Origin of the sequence: Pseudomonas zeae, from assembly GCF_014268485.2 — a bacterium.
GTDB classification, from domain to species: Bacteria; Pseudomonadota; Gammaproteobacteria; order Pseudomonadales; family Pseudomonadaceae; genus Aquipseudomonas; species Aquipseudomonas neuropathica.
The window spans coordinates 3,375,997-3,395,263 of the sequence record NZ_CP077090.1 but is presented as its reverse complement, the minus strand read 5'-3'; the positions used below and the strand labels follow the sequence as shown (position 1 = coordinate 3,395,263).

Annotated in this window: 15 protein-coding genes and 2 pseudogenes; 3 read left to right on the top strand and 14 right to left on the bottom strand. The window is 53.4% G+C overall.

Features of this window, described 5'->3' with window-relative positions; all coding sequences use genetic code 11:
• Positions 1 to 172 precede the first annotated feature (172 nt).
• From HU754_RS14790 to HU754_RS14740, 11 genes are all read right to left on the bottom strand, one after another.
• On the bottom strand, positions 173 to 2,185 hold the full coding sequence (locus tag HU754_RS14790) for a DNA topoisomerase III (protein ID WP_186622350.1): 2,013 nt from the start codon (positions 2,183 to 2,185) through the stop codon (positions 173 to 175).
• Between the two features lie 270 nt (positions 2,186 to 2,455).
• Complete coding sequence (locus HU754_RS14785; RefSeq protein ID WP_186622348.1) at positions 2,456 to 2,854, bottom strand: single-stranded DNA-binding protein; 399 nt, start codon at positions 2,852 to 2,854, stop codon at positions 2,456 to 2,458.
• Entirely contained in the window at positions 2,851 to 3,366 is a 516-nt protein-coding gene (locus HU754_RS14780; protein WP_186622340.1) for a DUF3158 family protein, read from the bottom strand. Before HU754_RS14780 ends, HU754_RS14785 begins: the two co-directional genes overlap by 4 nt.
• Positions 3,366 to 4,157 carry a PFL_4669 family integrating conjugative element protein gene (locus HU754_RS14775; RefSeq protein WP_186622338.1) on the bottom strand — a complete coding sequence of 264 codons (792 nt, stop codon included), beginning with the start codon at positions 4,155 to 4,157 and terminating at the stop codon, positions 3,366 to 3,368. Before HU754_RS14775 ends, HU754_RS14780 begins: the two co-directional genes overlap by 1 nt.
• A 130-nt stretch (positions 4,158 to 4,287) precedes the next feature.
• Positions 4,288 to 5,433, bottom strand: a complete 1,146-nt coding sequence (locus HU754_RS14770; protein ID WP_186622336.1) for an STY4528 family pathogenicity island replication protein — start codon at positions 5,431 to 5,433, stop codon at positions 4,288 to 4,290.
• A gap of 4 nt (positions 5,434 to 5,437) precedes the next feature.
• Entirely contained in the window at positions 5,438 to 5,998 is a 561-nt protein-coding gene (locus HU754_RS14765; protein WP_110718416.1) for a DUF2857 domain-containing protein, read from the bottom strand.
• Entirely contained in the window at positions 5,995 to 7,560 is a 1,566-nt protein-coding gene (locus tag HU754_RS14760) for a ParB family protein (protein WP_186622334.1), read from the bottom strand. The genes HU754_RS14765 and HU754_RS14760 overlap by 4 nt, the downstream gene beginning before the upstream one ends.
• 8 nt (positions 7,561 to 7,568) lie before the next feature.
• Complete coding sequence (locus HU754_RS14755; RefSeq protein ID WP_110718414.1) at positions 7,569 to 7,784, bottom strand: AlpA family transcriptional regulator; 216 nt, start codon at positions 7,782 to 7,784, stop codon at positions 7,569 to 7,571.
• 110 nt (positions 7,785 to 7,894) lie between these two features.
• On the bottom strand, positions 7,895 to 8,590 hold the full coding sequence (locus HU754_RS14750) for a hypothetical protein (protein ID WP_186622332.1): 696 nt from the start codon (positions 8,588 to 8,590) through the stop codon (positions 7,895 to 7,897).
• 217 nt (positions 8,591 to 8,807) lie between these two features.
• Positions 8,808 to 9,761: a LysR family transcriptional regulator gene (locus HU754_RS14745; protein ID WP_367617430.1), complete on the bottom strand. Its 954-nt coding sequence runs from the start codon at positions 9,759 to 9,761 to the stop codon at positions 8,808 to 8,810.
• A gap of 53 nt (positions 9,762 to 9,814) precedes the next feature.
• The gene (locus HU754_RS14740) at positions 9,815 to 10,069 is read right to left on the bottom strand and encodes a hypothetical protein (RefSeq protein ID WP_186622328.1); all 255 of its coding nucleotides are present in this window, start codon (positions 10,067 to 10,069) and stop codon (positions 9,815 to 9,817) included.
• Positions 10,070 to 10,443: 374 nt separating this feature from the next.
• Between HU754_RS14740 and HU754_RS14735 the strand changes: the two genes are divergently transcribed.
• The 3 genes and pseudogenes from HU754_RS14735 to HU754_RS14725 all read left to right on the top strand — a co-directional run.
• Positions 10,444 to 11,172 carry an XRE family transcriptional regulator gene (locus HU754_RS14735; RefSeq protein WP_225919903.1) on the top strand — a complete coding sequence of 243 codons (729 nt, stop codon included), beginning with the start codon at positions 10,444 to 10,446 and terminating at the stop codon, positions 11,170 to 11,172.
• Positions 11,173 to 11,280: 108 nt separating this feature from the next.
• Positions 11,281 to 11,944, top strand: a pseudogene (locus HU754_RS14730) (DNA-binding protein); the annotation flags it as partial.
• Between the two features lie 459 nt (positions 11,945 to 12,403).
• Positions 12,404 to 12,505: pseudogene (locus HU754_RS14725) on the top strand (methyl-accepting chemotaxis protein); the annotation flags it as partial.
• 15 nt (positions 12,506 to 12,520) lie between these two features.
• On the opposite strand, the gene HU754_RS14720 reads toward HU754_RS14725, so the two are convergent.
• The 3 genes from HU754_RS14720 to HU754_RS14710 form a co-directional block, all read right to left on the bottom strand.
• Positions 12,521 to 13,453, bottom strand: coding sequence for a TIGR03571 family LLM class oxidoreductase (locus HU754_RS14720; protein WP_186622324.1), 933 nt, complete (start codon positions 13,451 to 13,453; stop codon positions 12,521 to 12,523).
• A 1,536-nt stretch (positions 13,454 to 14,989) separates the two neighbouring features.
• Positions 14,990 to 15,823 carry an HNH endonuclease family protein gene (locus tag HU754_RS14715; RefSeq protein ID WP_186622322.1) on the bottom strand — a complete coding sequence of 278 codons (834 nt, stop codon included), beginning with the start codon at positions 15,821 to 15,823 and terminating at the stop codon, positions 14,990 to 14,992.
• Complete coding sequence (locus HU754_RS14710; RefSeq protein ID WP_186622320.1) at positions 15,820 to 18,042, bottom strand: AAA family ATPase; 2,223 nt, start codon at positions 18,040 to 18,042, stop codon at positions 15,820 to 15,822. Before HU754_RS14710 ends, HU754_RS14715 begins: the two co-directional genes overlap by 4 nt.
• Positions 18,043 to 19,267 lie beyond the last annotated feature (1,225 nt).

Genomic DNA, 19,267 nt, shown 5'->3' with positions numbered 1-19,267 from the left:
AGGGTCTCGTCATGACCCAAAAGGTAATCAGGGGACCCTTCAACGTGGTTTTTTTGATCATTGAAACCGCACTGATGCGCAGCGTTGAAACATTGATCCTTCGTCCCGGTCCTCGTGAGTCGGGCGCATCTGCTGTTGCAGAAGGAGACAGATGCTTGGGCTGAGCCGCTCATTAACCTTTAGGGGGCGAGCGACGGCGCTTTCGATGATGATTGGCAGTTGCCATCTTGGCTTCCACAGGCAATACACCCAGGCATTCGGGGTAGCGAGTACAGGACCAGAAAGCACCGTGCTTGCCTGTTCGTCGCCGCATTGATGCACCGCACAGCGGGCAATTGGGGCCTCCCGGAGTATGCATGGCCAGCGTCGTCGTCCGATAATGTTCGACTAGCTGGCTAATCCATTTGCATTGTTTGGCGATAAAACATTCAAGGGTCATTTGGCCACTTTCGATCGCGTCGAATGCTTGCTCCCAGATCGCGGTGGTTGCCGGATCAGCGATAGCGGCCGGGACGGCATCGATAATCGAAAACGCTGACTCAGAGGCGTGTACCGACCGACCTTTCTTGTACAAGTAACCGCGGTTCAGCAGTCCACTGATGATGTTCGCTCTCGTCGCTTCCGTACCGATGCCTGAGGTGTTCTTGAGCGTCTGTTTCAAACGCGGATCAGTCACCCTTTTCGCAACATCCTTCATGGACTTGATCAGCTCACCCTGGGTGTAGGCCTTGGGTGGCTTTGTTTTGAGGGATTTGAGTTTCACTTCTCGCACATCGCAATGGTCTTCAATGGTCAATGCAGGCAGATCTTGAGTGCGTGTTGACGTCTCATCCTCGACAGTGGATCTATGCGTACTGAAAACGCTGTGCCATCCCACGAGCGCGATACTTTTACCACTGGTTTGCAACATGCTTCCGGCACACGTGAGCTTCACGCAGGTCCGGTCATATTCATGATGGGGAAGGAACTGAGCCAGATAATGACCACGAATCAGTTCATAGACTGCACGCTCAGCTTCGTTCAGGTTTACCAATCTAAACGGTTCTAATGTTGGGATAATGCCGTGGTGGGAAGTGACGAAATCGTCGTTCCAGGCGCGTGAGCGTTGCTGAGGGTCAGCGTTGTTTACCGAAGTCAGCAAGCCAGGATCGCTGGTTACCAGTGCGTTCAGAACGGTTGGTGCTTCAGCCAACATGTTTTCAGGCAGATAGCCTGTGTTAGTACGAGGATAGGTTGTAGCTTTGTGTGTTTCGTAGAGTGACTGGGCAATATTCAGCGTCTGCTGAACATCGAAACCCAGTTGTTTCGAACAGACTTCCTGCAGCGTGCTCAGGTTGAAGGGCAATGGAGGTGCTTCGCGGATGCGCTGCGTCTCCACGCTAACAACTTGCGCTTGATGAGCCTGTTGAAGGTCGCGCAGAGCATTCTGAGCAATGGCTTGACGATTGCAACGACCCGCTTGATCAGACGCGTTTTCAGGCACGCTCCACAGGGCTGAAAAAATCTGCCCAAGGAACAACAGTTCGACTTCGACCGTCCAGTAAGGTGCTGGCACAAAGCGCAGGATTTCTCTGTCACGGTCTACGACGAGGCGCAGTGTGGGTGTCTGCACACGGCCGACGGACAACACCCCACTGTGACCGCTTTGACGGCCAAGCGCGGTGAACAGACGAGTCATGTTCATGCCGATCAACCAATCAGCCCGAGAGCGAGCGAGGGCAGAGTGATAGAGTCGTTCGGTTTCACTGGCGGGCCGTAAGCAACCAAGCGCTTTGCGAATCGAAGCTTCATTAAGCGCCGATAGCCACAAACGCTGGATTGAGCCACGATAACTGCACAGGTCAAGCACTTCGCGGGCGATCATTTCACCTTCACGATCGGCATCCGTGGCAATCACCAGTTCGGTTGACTCAGCCAACAACGCTTTGACAATTGTGTACTGGGTGGCCGTTTCCGCCTTCACCTCGACGCGCCATTTCTCCGGGATGATCGGCAAGTGATCTAACGACCAGATCTTGTAGCGTTGGTCGTAAGCTTCAGGTGGGGCAGCTTCAACTAAATGGCCAATACACCACGTCACCCCGATGTTCGCGCCCTTGTAGCAGCCTGTGCCTCGTTGGCTGGCACCAAGAACACGCGCAATGTCTTTGCCTTGGGAAGGTTTTTCACACAGATAGAGTCGCATCTCATGACCTGAATTCGCCGTTAAAGGACATGCGAAGTTCACGCTCGGAGTGATTAGTTTACGAGCATAAAAGCGATTTCAACGGTGGCTCATTCAACGTCCGCTGTTTGATTTCAGCGTTAAGCGCGTCTAGCGCTCAGCAGGCATCGCTACCGCAAATTCGTCATGTTCGGCGGTCGGTTCAGTATGGACGCCAGTGGACTTGTGAGTGTGGCGGAAGATGACGCAAGAGAGCGGCTAACCTCTGGGCCAGCCGCTCTTGGCATCACTCTAATGCGTTTGGTCATCCCGATCGGTTGAACTCTGTTTGCCACTCAACGTTACGGTTTCGAGTCGGTAGGGCAGTATTCCCACCCGCCGCGCCTCGATCTTGAAAGTCACCCGCTGATTCTCATCAGCATCTGCCCATTCTTCCTTTACTGAGCGCCCCTCGACCATCACCCTCATTCCTTTCTGATACAGCCCACTCCAGCGTTCGGCATCCCGGTGCCATATCTCGACAGGCGCCCAAAAACCTCCGCGATCCTCGAAGCCGTCTTTAATAGGCACCGGATTATCAAAATAGACATTAAGGCGCAGTAAGCGCCGTGGCTCGTCATTTCTATTGTTGAACTTACGAAATTCTGGCGGCGAACCGATGTTGCCCTCGCCAAAAAAATGAGTACTCATGTGGGTGTCTCCGAGGGAATGATGCGTTGCGAAATACAGCGTTGGTGGATCAATTCGGCTTGTGCCATCTTCCTGGCGCATTCCGATGCATGTTTGGCCAGTGCATGGCTCAGGCTAACTTGCATGTTCAATACGATCCGTTGCTGCTCGAGCGCTAACAGATCGTCCATCAACAGGTTGGGCGTTTCCGCGCTTTCAATACATCGCTGCCACAATGCAACGCCCATCGTCGTGCGCTCTGGATTGCGCCAACGCAAGAATGTCGTCCCGGCACCCGTGATATGCGGGGTTAACTGCGCGGGTAACAGGTTGAAAGGGTAGTGACGCGCCTGCGTCAGAATTCGCGTCTGCGCCAGATCAATTAATCCATCACGCAGTGTCAGGCATTGGCTGGCCCACTCATCCAAGCCTCCCTTACCTTTAAAAGGTTGGAAAAGGCCTTTTAGGTAGGCGACATGCTCTAACTGCTCAAAATCGTGAGACTCCAACGGTTTGAAATAATGAAGTCCCATCAGCGTTCATCCTCTGCAGCCTGTGAGCTCTCGGAGGGCGAACCGTTGCCGGGGTCAGACTCGGCATGATCAATTGGGACGTCAATGATGCTGTTGTCTCTGTGTGAGTCATCACGCGGGGTGGGGCGATGTGCAAGAGTTGGGGCGAAACGAGAGCGACGTGAGCCATCAAGCACATCTGGCGGGATGTCACCGAATCGCTCTCTGGCTCGAAGTGCAGCGGGGGAATTCGACGCGTAGTCGTGACGCTTTAATCCAGAGGGTTTGTACTGCTGGGCCAGACTGAAAAGACTGCGAAGGGCGTGAGCACCATCATTAAGCCAACGCTCAAGGGTCCGCCGGTCAATCAACGCAGTGTGGTGTGCAAGTATCAAGCGCCGGGCCAGATCGTCATAATCCGCCAGTAGATACACGGCCATGAACCCGAGCTGAGCATTGACGAACAGCGGCAGAATGACCGGCTGAACGTTAAGATTTTCGCCCAGACTCATGGCACTGGGTATCTCCGACAATGCTTGATCAACCTGATCGCGCAGCTCGCTTAGACATCGTTTGGTGTCACACAACTTGTCTTCGATTTTCAGCATCCATGCATCAGCGTAGGGATCGTCCAGTTCTGCATTGCGCTTCATTTTGTTCATGACAGAAATGAAACCGTTAAGGCCAATGATCGTTGCGCGCCCTTCAGAGGCGTCCCGACCATGCCATATACGCGATGCATGATGGGTGTGCAGCGTTAGCTGCATGCTGCTGCGTAATGTACCCAGATTCAATTGAAGTTCGGCCGCCATAGGAAGCACTCATGATTGGAGAATGAGTGCGCAGCTTTGAGCCGCCACACAACCCTGTCAGCGAACAAAGCGCAGGTGCAGCAAGCCTGATTTCCTGATCGTTATCCCCTGGGGATAGCTGCCAACAACGTCAACGTAAGCGCAACATTCCTTTCAATTCGTCGAGGTGCGCATGAGCGACTGACGGATCGCGTTCAGCCGGACGCTGTGGCTTTGAACGCGACGGGTTTGGTGAAGACTCACTGACTGGCTCCTTGGCGGCCCAAACGGTGAAGTGCCCCTGCAAGGCTTTCTGGATAATTCCGAACAGGTAGCCGGCGGGATTACGCACATGGTTATCTCGGCAGCGCGTGGCCCATTCATTCAACACGGTCTGCCTGACGTCTGGTCCCAGTTGAAGTAACGCGACCCTCGCTCCGGCCTGCTGGCTGGGCGTCAGAGCGTTGAACCGCGTGGGCAAACTCAGCTCGCAAACTTCGTGAAGCCCCTCGTCAGTACGTAGTGTTTTTAACGCTTTTGTATTTAAAGTACGAGCTGACTTCGGATGCCGTAGAGAGTGGGTTTCTGGGCATTTGAGTCCTGATTCGGATTCCGAAGCCTGGGCTTTTGCCTTCCGAAGAGAAGAAAAAACAGGCTCTTCGGAAACTGCTTTTGATTGCTGATTATTGGTTGACTGGTCCTGCAGACGAAGTGTTAAAACCTGCAAGTGGCTAGGCAGCAATTGCGTTTGAACACTGGGATCCCGGCTAATCTCCTCAAGGACGGCTAAGCCGACACGCTGTATGCCTTTGTTGGCATGTTTGAGTGTGTGGCTAACAAGAGACATGTATTCCGGGTCGATCTGCATGGCCTCAAAGGGAGACAGCGGCCGATCATGAAGGACATACAGGTTGCCGAGAACGCGACCGGTACGCGCGTCTCGGCGCCGGCGAGCAAGACTTAGCCATCGTGTGAGGCGCAGCATCGTCAGGGTTTTGGCCACAGTCTCGTGAGATGCCTGAGCACCGCAAGGCACTGAAGCCAAGTAATTGCGTAATTGCTCGTAGGTCGGGAAGGCCGTTACACCATCTTCATTGAGCAGCAAACGAAAGACCTGCCAAGCATTACGCTCAAGTGGAGTCAAACGAATGTCGAGCAACAAAGATCTCGGTACAGTTTCGTGACGGTTGCCACTGAAAAGAAAGGCATCCCCGTTTCCGTGCGCGTCTTGGCCTCCCAGCCGTTTCAAGGCGTTATCAAGTACCGTGGAGAGCGAAACGGGGCTTGGAGTTTTCACGGCATTAGACCAACCCTTGATCGATCCAGCTGTTGAGCGTGGCCCAGATGACGGAGGCGGGGAGACAAAGCTCTTCAGCTAGATCGAGTGTCAACTCCAGCATTGCAGCTTCGTTACCTGAATCGACGTTGCGAGACTTGAGCTGTGGGTGCCAGCGCTTCCACAGCAACGTGTCTTGCTCCTCACTGAGTACTGGATGTCTGCCTCTGCGCTTGGGAAGACCCAGAACGTCGCGGCGCAAGGCTACCTCTTGGTGAGTCAGCCCGTAGAACTTGCTCACCATCTCGGTGCTTGCCCCCAAGCGCAGCATTCGATCCACCCTCGTAATTTCTATGGTGACATCGTCCATCTGGTTCAGAATTCGCTGCAAAACGTTTCGGTTGATCTGAACGGTGCACCAAGGCACGCGTGCATTAAGCAGGACGCTGAGTAACGCCGGCTCTTTTAGCGCCGCTAGATCTTCATCCGCGAAACCCATCGTCTTGCAACGTCTTAGCTGTCCATTGCGCAAATCATGCAGCGCTTGTGCAATCACAGCTTGATTGATTGGATGAGGTGTGGTCACAGTGACTCCTTTTGCGATATCACCGGGTTCGAATGCCCCTCGGCTTTGAGGTCAATCAGCCGCCGTGCCAATCGAATCAGCCGAAACAGTTTCACCAGGCTCGCATCACTCAAACGACTCGAATCCTGAGTTGATTGAGTGGAACCTAACAACAGAGCGCCAATTTCCATCGTCGACGATGCACTTGCAGTGCCTGTGGTCAGCGTTTCCAGCAAACTAATTAAACTGGAGGACGACAAATGATCGGGCGAGTCTTCGAGACTGCAGTGAAATCCGATTCCTTCATCAACTTCGGTGATGAGATCTACGTTCGCAACGTCTTGGCAGATTTCACGGGCGAACTGGCTGATGTGTATCCGCAGCCGCTGCGGCTCGTCCAAACCTGGTTCTATGTTCCAAATATCTGAAATCGGAAAAAGGCTACCTTGAGTGAAAGGAAGCACATCTGATGACAGCGCTGGCTGATCTCCAGCATGTTTGGCAACCAACGCCTGAATGGATTGAAGTCGATCGGGTTCAGTCGTCTCGACGCGGGCAGGGGACTTTTTACCCTGAGAGTCAGTACTCAGGCTCGGGGTCATAACTTCCCGTACATCCTGCCTCACCATGGGAGTGGGAGCATCTCTCAAACCCTGCGAGGGCGCTGTGTATTGATGTGGTGCGCTTAACGCCATTTCACGTTTTTCGCCCGTCTCCAAGAACAGGAACAACGAGTCGTAATCGACTCCCAGGTGCTGAGCCATCTGGCCCACCATTTCATCTTGCACTCGTACCGCGCTGAAGTCGGAGGGATGAACATCAAAGGTCGCCAACGCGTCATGGAATAGCGAAGGGAAGTCGACCTCAAGGGTTTTACCTTTCGTGTATTCCTGCCAGATATTTACAAGCGATCGGCGCATAACAGCCAGTCGTTCAACCTGGTGCCGTCCAAGCCCGCCATATAGAAGGTTGGGGATCGCCGGCAATAGGTATTGAACTGCATCGCGCATTCGACTGATGTGTGACTGATGCACTGGATACCCATCTGTGGTCAGTCGCTTTGAAAGTTCGGATTGGGACAGGGGACCGCCGCACTCCAACTCGTACAGTTCCCTGGCTTTTTCCACGCCCAGCGCTCGCTCAATGAACGTGAGTCCTCCACGTAATTCGTTTTCTGCCAAGTGGCCGGTGAGCGCGACTATCTCGCCACGCTTAGGCCAAGGGCGAAACATGCAGGCCAAATGGAAGAACTGGTCTTTTTTGGTCTCCGACCAAAGTTCGCGCAGGATGGCGAGGCGGGTGTTGCCGCCGTTGCGGATTCGATAGTGATCTTCACCAGGACGGCGAGTGATGGAGGGTGGTGCATCTAGTCCTCGCTGACGAATCGATGCCTTTATTTCCTCGTATTTGGGGTTACGTGTAACCCTGGGATTCAGGTCATAGGGTTTCAGTTGGTCGAGCGTAACGATCATTGGGGTATCGATGAGCGGATCACCCATTTCAGGGGAAGCGCTTCTTAGCTCCCCTTCGACGGCGTGATTAAAGTTGTTGCTATGAAGGGCTGGGTTCGATGTCACGTTCATGACTCTCCTTAGTCACGATCTTTCAAACGATCGGCAATCCACTGATCCACCTCCGTTGCATCCCAGCCAACCGCACGAACACCTATTCGCACAGATTTGGGGAATTTTCCCTGGCTCATAAGGTTGTAAATAAAAGCGCGTTTTAATCCAGTCTTCTGCTCTACATCCGAGCGGCGCAAAATGCGCCGCTCGCGTTGAGCGGATGCTTCAGTTTGCAAGGGCATGATGGGTACTCCTAATGGCTAGGTAGCGCTGGTCAACGCTGACCGGCATTCAACGGACTAAGGTCCAGTGAGTCACTGCAATTGCAGTCACCGTTTCTGCAATTAACCCGTCATGGCTCCGCGTTCAGTTGGCGTTTAGCTTCTGCAAATTTTGCCCATAGGGTGCGTTCGGTAATTCCTGGACGACCGCTATGGTGGGCGATCAAAGCCTGGATGACCGACTCGAGCGTGTTAAAAGCCGAGTAACGATTTCCACCTGGTGAATGGCCTAGCAGCAGCGTTAACAACGCTCCAATAATGTTGAGGTAAGTGGTCTCGGCCCTGCCGGCCAACCGTGCTGGCTTATCACCGATAGAAGACTGTTTTCTGTCCTCGGGTATGAAATCAGCGGATTGGCATTGCCTAAAGAGGCTCTGGCACATCTGGCAAGCGAGGCAGGTAGGCAGTTGACGTTCTGTTTCATCGAACAAGAACGAAGGTTTATGAGCCGGATACGCTGCTGCCATCCACCGCTTAAGATCAATGTGTCTGATGGTCAATTCGGAGTTCATCAGTAACGTAGAATCACAGAGAGTGATGCCGGACTTTCCAAACGGCAGTTCCTGATGTCTCATCGCATCAAACAGACGCTCCACATTAAGGTTCAACGTGGGCCAGTCCTGAACCTGATCCTCAATCAGGCTGAGCCGTGATGTTGTCTTGCTGAGAATTTCTGCCTCTTGCTCAAGCAATCCGCTCCAACGGATGGCAGCCTCTAGAGGGCTGTAATAAACCTTGCTGTTATATCGTTGAAAGTGTGGGTTCATGAGTCATTCCATGGCTTGTAATGCTCGTCTATGGAAACCTCGACGGCCCAACCAGGAAAGACTCAATGCGTCATGGCGGATACTCGTATTGACAGTGGAAAAGCTCAGACATCTTAGGTCTGGGTGATATAGCCTGGCAGCCGTGCAGCCACGTGCCCCCGAGCCCCTGAAATACTTACAGTTGGTACCCAACCGGTCTGAAATCAGACGTAAATAATCACGCCGCGCCGCGCTTCAGGCCATCACTCGCAATGTCGCACTCGGTGACTCTGTTAACGAAGCGTTGAAGGTGTTCACTCAGAATGGCTTCACCGTGCAGTAGGTAGCTCGTCAACAAAGGAGGTTCTCCTGCTAGCGGCCGAGTAATAATTTCCTTGCTCTGACAAAGCGCCATCTGAGCTTCGCACGCCAGTCCGATCCCGTAGCCAGCAGCGACTAGCGAAAGCATGACTTCCGGACTCGATACCCGTTCAACTACAGAAACGATGGCCTGCGTATCTCGCAGCAGTTGCTCAATCTGCTCGGACAGCCCGGTATGGGTTTTGGGATCAAAAAGAACGAGTGGATAACGTAAAACCTCGAGCATTGGCACATGTTTTAACGCCAGAAGTGGATGACGGGCAGGCATGGCGACGGTCAACGGTGTACGCCACACGGGAGTCGCAATCAGCCCACGACCAACTGCGCAGGATCTTGCAAATCCGACGTCAAAGCAGTTTTCACGCAGTCCCCTCAGCTGTTGAGATAGGGAGACTTCATAAAGACGAATCTCCACGTCGGGCTCTTGCTCTCTGCATCGAGCAAGAATCGCTGACAATCGCTGAGGTAGGACCCCATCAGAGAGTGCGACTCTTACAGTTCCCCGATAGCCAGCGACCGCTGCCTGAACATTGCTCCGTGCTTGCTCGACAGCCTGAAAGATCCTCCGTACGTCGTTGACTAATACTTCTCCTGGCCACGTGAGACGAGTACCACGCGAGCTTCTGTCAAAAAGTTGAGCGCCGAACTCCAACTCAAGCTCCTTAATGGTTCTGGAGAGCGGCGACTGTTCAATGTGTAGACGCTCAGCTGCTCGGGCGAAATGAAGCTCTTCCGCTAAGGCTATAAAGCCGCGCAAATGTCGAAGTTCCAATAGAGGTTCCTTTACCAAACTGCACCGATGTGGGGACACGGCGGCGCAGAGGCGTATCTGATGACTTGTTTGTCGACGGTGTGAGGGGGCTTTTACGTTTGAGATTGAAAATGCTCAAGCAAATCCAATCCATCCTGGAGGGGCAGATAAGCGGACAGTAGCAGGCGGGATAAATCTTTATCGGTGGAGCATTGAATGGACGCTGAAGCGAGGAGTTCCAGAAGTCCTGTTCCAGTGCGTATACGTAACAACGCATTTTCCAACAATTGGGATGTCTGCGCGTTGGTGTCTATCAGAAGTACCGACGCAGTCGTAGCGTTTGTTTTCAAGGGACGGTAACGATCCATGTTTCAGCAGCTCCAAGGTGTTTACTTGAAATCCGTTCAGGTGGTTTGTCAGTCAAATTTCTTCTGGTTGACGCCTGATTGGAAAGGGGGAAGGGGCTCTCTCCTGCGTAGTACTTTTCTGTGAAGGATGTAGTACCCATTCGCGAGCAGGTGGAAAGTGGCTCATGCCATTTTTTCAGGCGTAATATTTGGTCATTGTCTAACTCAGTTCAATTGCGCGAGTTAGTCGAAATCGTCGCGACTTGCTGCTACTTTGGCGTCATCCAGCGATATCGCGACTTAGTGCTGATGGAATGCGTCATAATTTTTCTCTGAACCTCAAACATCTTTGCAGTCATTACCGATCAATTTCAGAAGTGTGTCGAAAACTGGGAATGCATCGTGGACAGTTCAATAAATACTTGAACGGAGCCAGCTTTCCTACCTCGTTCAACCTCAAGCGAATTTGTGATTTCTTTGGCGTTGATGGCTACGAAATCGCACTGCCCGCTGATCAGTTCACGCTACTGATCAGCGACAGGCAGCGAAAGATATCCTTGACGGCACTTACTGCGCCCCAACGAGCTGTCGAACACTTGAGAGAGTGTTCTTCGCAACGATTACAGAACATGGTGGGTTACTACCATGAGTACAGCCATTCGGTTTCTAACCCCGGAAGTATTCTTTGCACGCTCGTGAAAATTCACGAAGCCGAGGGCCATTTTGTCTATACCCGGGAGGAGCGATCATCGCCTAGCTACGCGTCCATGGGCGACATAGCACACTATCGATACGAAGGGGTTGTTTACTATCTGGGTGATCGGCTGTTTTTAGTCGACTATGAATCAATGGCGTCGAGTGAAATCAATCTGACCATTTTGATTCCAAATCTCAAGAGAAAAAATGAACGTCTCAATGGAATGAAAATGAGCGTTACGCCGTGCGATCGCCGTGCCCCTGTATGCTCGCAGGTTATATGGACCTTACTGGGTAAGGAGATATGCTATTCAGAGACATTTCGGAGTATTCGTGAGTATAAGATTGATGATCCGGATCTAAACTCTGAGTTGAGAAGCTGCTTGTCTGTAGCTCAACTCATTGAGGGGGTATTTCGAGTTTTCTAGAATTTCTAGGCAAGATAAAAAGTATTTTAGGAAAACCACATATGAAGTGGTCGAAAATTGCATCTGAAAACACTCAATTAATAGACCTAATATACGCCCAGGTGAACCGTGGCAGTAGGAGGGCCGGAAACGATGTCTTCGTCGCGCAGACGCGGTGTTGGCTCGCGGTGATCGGCCGACGGTGAAGCTCGTCCGGCTGGAGCTGGGGCGTGGGAGCCCGGAGCGAGTCGGTGGGCTGATCGATCAATGATGGTCACGTTTGGCCGAACGTCTAAATGGCGAAACACGATTGCCGGCATTACTTGGTGAGGTGTCGCACGCGTTCGTCGCGGTATGGCAGCAGGCGATTCACTTGACGCAGGATGTTGCCGAACGAGCGTTGGTGGAGCAACGCAAGGTGCTGATCGCAGAGCGCGAGCGTGTCGCCGAGATCGAGGATTAGGCACGTCAGGATTTGGCTTAGCTTCGCCAACAGATGACCGATGCCAAAGCAGGGCGTCAGGCGGCCGAATCTCGCTTGGCTGACATGGAGCTGCTGCTGGTACAACGGCAGGCGCAAATCGAGGATTTGCAGCAGCGTGACGGCCTATTGCACGAACTCTATGTGATTTAGCAGCAGAAACAGATACTTCAGTAGGATCTCCAAGCGTTGCGACTCAAAAACGAGCAGGAGCGAGCCACTTAGCAAAGCTGTCTGCGCGGGGTTGAAGATCGGACACACCGCGAGATTGATCGCGGCCTAGAGGAGGGCAAAACTGTAGCGCGTACGCTGTAGTGAGCAATCTTGCCTGTCTTCGTGGTGTGGACGTCCGTTCTATTGTTTGTTAGTCCGCAAGCTCTCAGCCTACGTAGCTCCCGCCAAGCTTGAGTCTGCTTCCGCCGTTGCTGAATGCTCATCAGTGAGCTTCCGCCCAAGGTTCGTTTCGTATCGGATAACGACGGCAAACATCGCCGGTCACTATGGACAGTCAGGCTGCCGTTTATGCCACTGTTTCCCAAGCATCATCACCCTAGACTTCCAACTAACTAATGATGATTTCAAGAGCAGCTTGACCAAGAATAAACAGGAGTACCCTCGTCCAAAAACGCCCAACAGCGGCGCCGTAAAGTTGTCGTTTTAGACTTGCATATTGGGTATCGGATGCAGGTTGGCCGGGCAATGCCAGGAATCAATAACCTGATCTGGGAACTGAACGACTCAATGGTTTCTATAAGTGCGGTGGTAAGCTAAAGTCAGGCCATCTCGAAAGCGGTAGGACTCATCAAGAGTGTTTCCGAGCAGACTAACCTGCTCGCACTCAATGCCGCCATCGAGGCGGCACGTGTGAGTGAGCTGCCTGGTCTCGGTTTACTCGGTGCCGTGAAACCTGGGCAACACGTACTCGGCAATTTCTTCAATCACCTCAGCAACCGGGCGTGTGTTGTGACGCAGATGCAGGCCGACATGTTGCACACCCGCTTCACGCAGTGCTTCCAGTTCGTCAATGAGCGCCATCCTTCCGCCTCGTCCGCCGAAGCGCACGGGTTTCATTGGTGAATGAGGATCGGCTTCAAGATGCAGGTGCAGGAACGTGATGTAAGGCTTGTCACCGCCGACTTCTCGCCACAGCCCGACACGCCGGCGATGTTCCTGTTCTGTTCCGGGGTAAGCGAGCCAGCCGTCCATGTGTTGTCCTATCCACACAGGTGATTGCTGGCCAAGACCGGCGACGAGCAGGAGACCGTGTTCTTCGCGCTGCGGCAGGAGTTGGGCGCCTTCAGGCAAGCGTCCGCTGCCCTGGCTCTTGAGCAGTTCAACAGCGCTACGAAAGTGTGCTCCTCGCTGGTCGTAATCGACGCCGAACAGCGGATACTCCATCGGGCGGTCGCCACTGGCCACTCCCAGTAGCAGACGGCCATCGCTCAGTTCGTCGATGCTGTTGGCAGCCTTAAGGGTCAGCCACGGTTGTCGAAGCGGCAACACGACCGCCGCGGTGCCGAGCATGATGTTATTGGTGATACCAGCCAGATAACCGAGGTAGGAGAAAGTCTCGAATACTTGCGCTGCATCTCCGAAATGCGGGTCGTACATCGGTACATCACGCACCCAGAGTGCTCGAAAGCCGCCGCTGTCGGCCAATCGCGCCAGTTGCGCATGTTGCTTGAGGTCAGGGACGCCGAAGGGACGATTCTCCGCTATACGTACGCGTTGGCCAGTTGTGGACCAGTCATTGTCCAGTGGCAGTTCCAGGCCGATGGAGAAGTTTTCCGGGCCAAGCAATCGTTGAAAATGTGAGTTCATCAAATCTCCTGCGCCTCGTGTGAAACAAGGCAACGCACTGTGTGAATACCGTCAGTATCTGCGGCTCCACCCGGGAGAAAAATGCGTCAACGCGCACAACAGTCTTGAGAAAAAGCACAATTGAGAGCCGTTTTTCCTTATGCTGGTAGCCCCCAGCGATCGCTGGTGATCAGAGTGACGGGACAGAAAAACGCCACTCATCGAGCGGCGTCGCGCTCGATAAAGCTCCGTTCCGGTGGGTAGGATTTTGATAACCGCTGGCGCTTCCAAACACTCGGGATTCTTTGCAGTTAGCGCCTCGTGGAGAAGGGCCTCGAATAGCTTGCTTGCCCTTTCATTGAAAAAACGTCGTTCATAAGTTAACTCGTACGCAACTCTCTCCCAATCACCCACCACCCACCACCCACCAGCCACCAGCCACCAGCCACCAGCGATCATGCTCCTCGTCATCTAATGGGCTGTGCTGGTGGCAATACACTTGCCCATGCCATGCCAGTAAAAGTCGTCCTCATCTGAGTCAGGATCACTGAATTCGAGCGCAATAGCGTCACAGACGGGTTTGTAGTCGCATCGGATTGCTTTGCCAACGATTTCGGACAAGGTCATCTCGTAGCCATCGTAGAGCCCATCATCGATGCTGAAATGTGTCGGAAGATGCCTGCGAATGAAGCGGGCAATAAGAAGCGGACGGACTGCTCTGCGCGTTGAGCATCTGCAGGCTGCACAGGTGACTTCGGAAGTTGGCAGCGACTTAAACTACTTGAGCATGGGATCCCCAAGGCATTCGAGACAAATGAGCAACGAATTGTCCGGGCCGATATCCAATAAGCCTTGTTCCATATGAGCTTTTACTCGATGGCGCATTTTCTTTGAAATCCTCAAAGCTCAGGTCGCTGGATGTTGAGCCAAAATCGAAATCCGTGAATTTGACTTTATCAGAGAGAAAATCGTTTGGGCGGGGCATTTCACCCCTAGTGGGTATGGGGAGAGCGAAGCTCGTTAGCACGTTGAAAATGTCTGTTAATCTAGGCGCTAGCGTTTGCCCTCACACCCAGGTAGCGAGCTACTCAATGAGGGTTATCATCACGCGTGCTGACGCGCTATTCCCACCGTATTGCTGCGCATACCGCGTGAACATTTCCATGTTGTGTGGATCCCGAGCCATGTCGATTGAAATTGACTCCCCCTTTTCATAGGCAGAGGATCGCCGGCGCTGAGCGGCCGGGATGCTCGGCGTACTGTGGCAGGATTGCTGTATAGGGGCGGGGCGGACGAGTCGCAAGTGGGGCTGCTTCTGGGCATTCGTGACAACAGTGCGGTGCCGGCGCTGTTGTTAAGGCCGCGTCCGTCGTTGGCTGGTTTGATCCGGTGCTTGTTGTAAACGCGAAGGCCGAGCGTGGGCACGCGACGTAGTGGTATGCGCCTACATCCCATCCTCGGCCCAGCAACGAGGCCGCGCTCACCGGGCGTAGCTGATCGTTGTGCTCATTGCTTTACCAATTCAGTTTGGGCAATTTTTTGAGCGATCAAGTTAGGCTAGAGCGGAATGCCATATTCGCGGAAAATCGCCTCGCTTGCTGCCCTATACGGTTGTCGCGGGTCTAAGTGAGCCCGAGCGTCCATTAGAAGATTTGCAGAAAGGTTTAGCCATTTCTCTCTACGTGTGATGTCGTCCGTATCCTCGGCTATCTCGGCGGCCTCAAGGGCGCGTTCGATGGCTGCTCTGATCATGAGTTGCTTGGCGGCCCGCTGTTCGACAAGGTCATGGCGTAACAGACCGAAGACCTCTATCGAGGTTTCGCCTTTGGGGCTGGGATTTCCAGCGGTATCGGCTACTGCCCGTACCAAACCGTCATTTAGAAACTCGAGGTGTTGGTCGGGATAGTCATCACAGGGGTTGAGTAACAACGGTTGCTCGTTCACGTTGGGAGCGGTATGGCTACGCCATCGGTGTGCTTCGTCCACTACGGGAAATAGGTTGGCTTTTCCCGAGGACGCTTGATTGGGTACCACAAACTCCTTGGAGCGTTTGCGATTACAATCGATGCAGGATGGCAACAGATTGCTCCACTCTGCGGCTAACCAATAATACCCTGGCTTGGTAAGTTGGCCGTTGATGACTACGGCACCTTTGGGACGAAAATGCTCAATATCCTCGGGGGAGCCTGCTGCATAGTTGAACTCGCAGTAAGCGCATTTCTTATTGAACATCTCGCGTAGAGTGAGAACGACATCAGACTCTCTATACGCTTTGAACTTTGTTTTTCTACCTGCCGCTTGCGCGACAAGTGCGGCTGCTCGCTCTCGGCTACCTTTTGAATCAGGACCATTCAAACTAGGTGGGCATTCCGCCCGTTCTACCCTGATCATAAGGGTGACTTCCTGTCAGTTCCCAGTTGTGGGGGGGGGACCGTGTCAGGCTCGTCCAGGGTTGCCCATATCTGTTGCAGACGATGTTGGGCTCCCAACTTTATTTGTTCCGGTAACGCCTGCCGCCTGGCCATTCGTTCAGCAATGTATGCATCGGCTGCTTCGAAAACCAAGCGTTCACGTTCAGTCAAACCTAACTGGCGGCCTGATTCAAGCTCTTCACGGAGTTCCTCAAGACGCAATTCATCTGCGACAGTTCGCTCCCTTGAGGCAAGCAGTCGATAGTACTCCTCAAACAGGGTATCGATTTCGAGGTCTTCGGCCGAGTTCAGGCCAAAGAAGTCAGAGGTCAGCAATTGACCCACTGTCATATTTCGAGGTGACGGCAGATCGTCGGTTTCTGCGGTTATGACCTTCACTGCGCCACTCAGTGTCCGTTTCAACACCGCTACTTCATCTCGTTCTATACCCCGTAGTGTCAGTGGCTCGTGGCTTGTGGCGATGAATTGCAGGCGAGGGAAGACCTCACGCAGGCGCTGAATAATGCGCATCTTCCACCGCGGATGGAGATGGGCATCAATCTCATCGATCAACACTATCCCTTCAGCGGAGGCCGCATCTTGCCAGCCCCGTCGCAGCACGCTCATGATGTCTAATGCCAACGCAAGTACAGCCTGGTAGCCGCTGCTAAGTGCCTCCAGGGTATCGATCACTCCGGCGGACTTTACAACGATTTCGTTATTGTAACGAAAGAACTGAGCGCCATCCGGACGAGGTAGTAGGGCGGACAATGCACGTGCTATCCGGTCGAATTCTTGATCATCCGTGTCGTAAAGCCAAGGGCGACCGTTACTTAGACGTTCGAGCGGGTTGAAGAGGTTGGCAATGTGAACGGATGCGCGAGGCAGGGCCTTGTTTTTATGCGGTGTTAATAACCGAGTTGCGCCATATGCCAGGACCATGACTTTGGGCTCAGGCGGATCAATAGTGATGCTGTTATTTGCTGCGTTAAGCGTCATGACGATGGGTCTGGAGAAGCTAGACAATTGCACGCTGACTGTACCGGTTTCGCAGCCGCTGCGTAGCAGGTCAGACGCTTTGATATCGAGATCGTCAACGGCATCCTGTCCCGCCAGTGCGCAAGCAAGGGCTTGAAGGGTTGTGCTCTTGCCTGTGCCATTTTCGCCCAGCAACACTAACCACTTCCCAGATCCTCCTGCTCCCAGTGAGGTCTGTAGGCTTACGTTTTCGCATGACCGGATATTGGTCAACTGGAAGTGTTCGATAAAACGGCTTTTACGGTAGAAGTCATTCGATATTCGCTCTTCCAATACAGAAAAAGACTCCATCCCCACAGTTGTATTAGTGAGACGTTCTGCCGCTAGCTTCAAGTCATCCAGACTTGCAACAAGACTCCCAGTCACTGCGCCGCGGTGGTGCTGCAGTTGTTGCAGTAGCTTGCTCGTTTGCGGACCAGCAGGGGCCTCCTCAGCGGCCCAGGTAGCTACGAACTGTCTGCGCATGGCGGCATACGGACTGTCATCCGTAATCATTGCGCTCAGTAGGTCATCCACCAAATAGGGCGAATCGAAGGCTATCTTTTGTACCGATAAAATCCGTTTCAGGTTTACTAGATCACGACGACGTGCGTGCACCAACGCCTCCCGATTGAGCCCGAGTACATCGATCGTCGCCGAGCCCTGAAAGTCGTCACTTGTGACACGACCATCCTCTAGAAAAAGCAGTAACGAAGACGGCTCATCTTCGCAAGGATCGAGCAGCAGCCTTTCTTCTTCAGTCAAGCCTAGGCTGGTCGGATATGGCCCAGCACGCAGTCCTTCGACGGGGAAGCGCGCCCCTTTTAAGGTGTTGCAGGGAGAGCAGGCGAGCAGGTAGTTCGACCAGTCATGCGCGAGCCACCAATAGCAGTCGTCGTCTACAGAACCGTCCAGATTGCTGGCACTCTGCCGGGGGCGAAACAACTCTATTTCAGGTTTCTCGACCGGGGTCTCACAGTAGGCGCACTTGCTAGGGAAACATTCGGCCAGCGCCTTTCGTATGTCACTGTTTAACTGCGCTGCATACTTCTGAAACTCAAAGCGTTTCTGCCTCCGTTGTTCTCGCGGTTGAGAGAAAAAATCGGCAGCTTCCTTTCGCAGCATGTTAGCGCGTTCGGAATTTAGGATATCCGGGACGGGACCCCGCTTTAATCGGATCATTTTTTTCTTCCTTGATCTTGGGGGCACAACACAAAATTTGGCGGAGTTTGTGTTGTGCCCGCGCCGTTGTGCGAGAAAAGTGGCTCGTTAATTGTGTCATTTTGCCACTAAAAGAAGCGCTTGAGGGGGGCCAGCGCAGATTCGATGCAAGCATCACGCAGAACGGTTAGAGCGTCATGCAAGACACCACCATGAACTCACAGGCGGGATTATCTGTCGTGAGTTACCGTACGCGCCCAGGACTTTGCCAATCCTTTACTAGCGCGGCAAATCCTCGACACCTACGGCGAAGCGCGGGACGACGGCGAGCGGCGCTTGTACCGCTTTCCCGTAGTTTTCACCTCCGACCATTGGCCGACCGTGATGCCACATCGACTTGCGGTGTGGGGCGCGTGGGAAAAAACGCTTCTGGTCGCAATACTCGTCCGATGGCCGTACTCGGCAGTGCTGGTGCCCCGCCCCTGTACCAGATGAGCAGGCAACTCGGCCAATACGATCCTTTGGCGGACGACGCCCGGTGCTGCGTAGCGATAACAACGGGCACTGCAACCCCGAAACCTGCAAGCGTGCCGAGTGGGCAGCATCAAGATCGCGGATCACCTCATTTCTCTGAGCGCTCTGTCCAAAGAGCAGTTCAGACCCCGTCACCAGCTCCTCTAGCAATCCCATGAGCTTTTCTCTGCTGCGCTCGCGTAACGCTGTAGCGGCGCCAGTGTGCTTCGTTATCCAATCAGCATGTGGCCAGGCCTCAGCTTCATCTAAAAGGTCCTAGTCCCGTTGCTACGGCAGGCAAAATCCAGTCGCCAGATTATTCTCGCAACGCATAACGCCAATCTCCCTGTGAATGCAGATGCCGAGTTTGTCTTTGCGCTGGAGTCCGTCAACGGCCGAGGTAGGATCTTTGCCCAAGGTGGGTTGGACAGACGAGAAATGGCATTCTCCACTACTTCGTTAAGAGGCGGAGCAATATTGATTGGACGAGAATACAGCCAGCGCATTGGTGCATTGGCGAATTAACGGCGCCTTTGCTTGTTAAATGGAGCAAAGCCGGAGTGCATGCCGAAATACGCACTCAGCTTCTCGAAACAGCAGAGCCATTGGCTATCCAATGGCACTCTGCGTAAGCGAAAACTGGAAGAGCGATCCCTACCTCTTCGATTTACGCTGAGGTGCGGATAAAGCATTATGATGCCATTCAAAAGGGGAGAGCGGGCATGGTTGCATG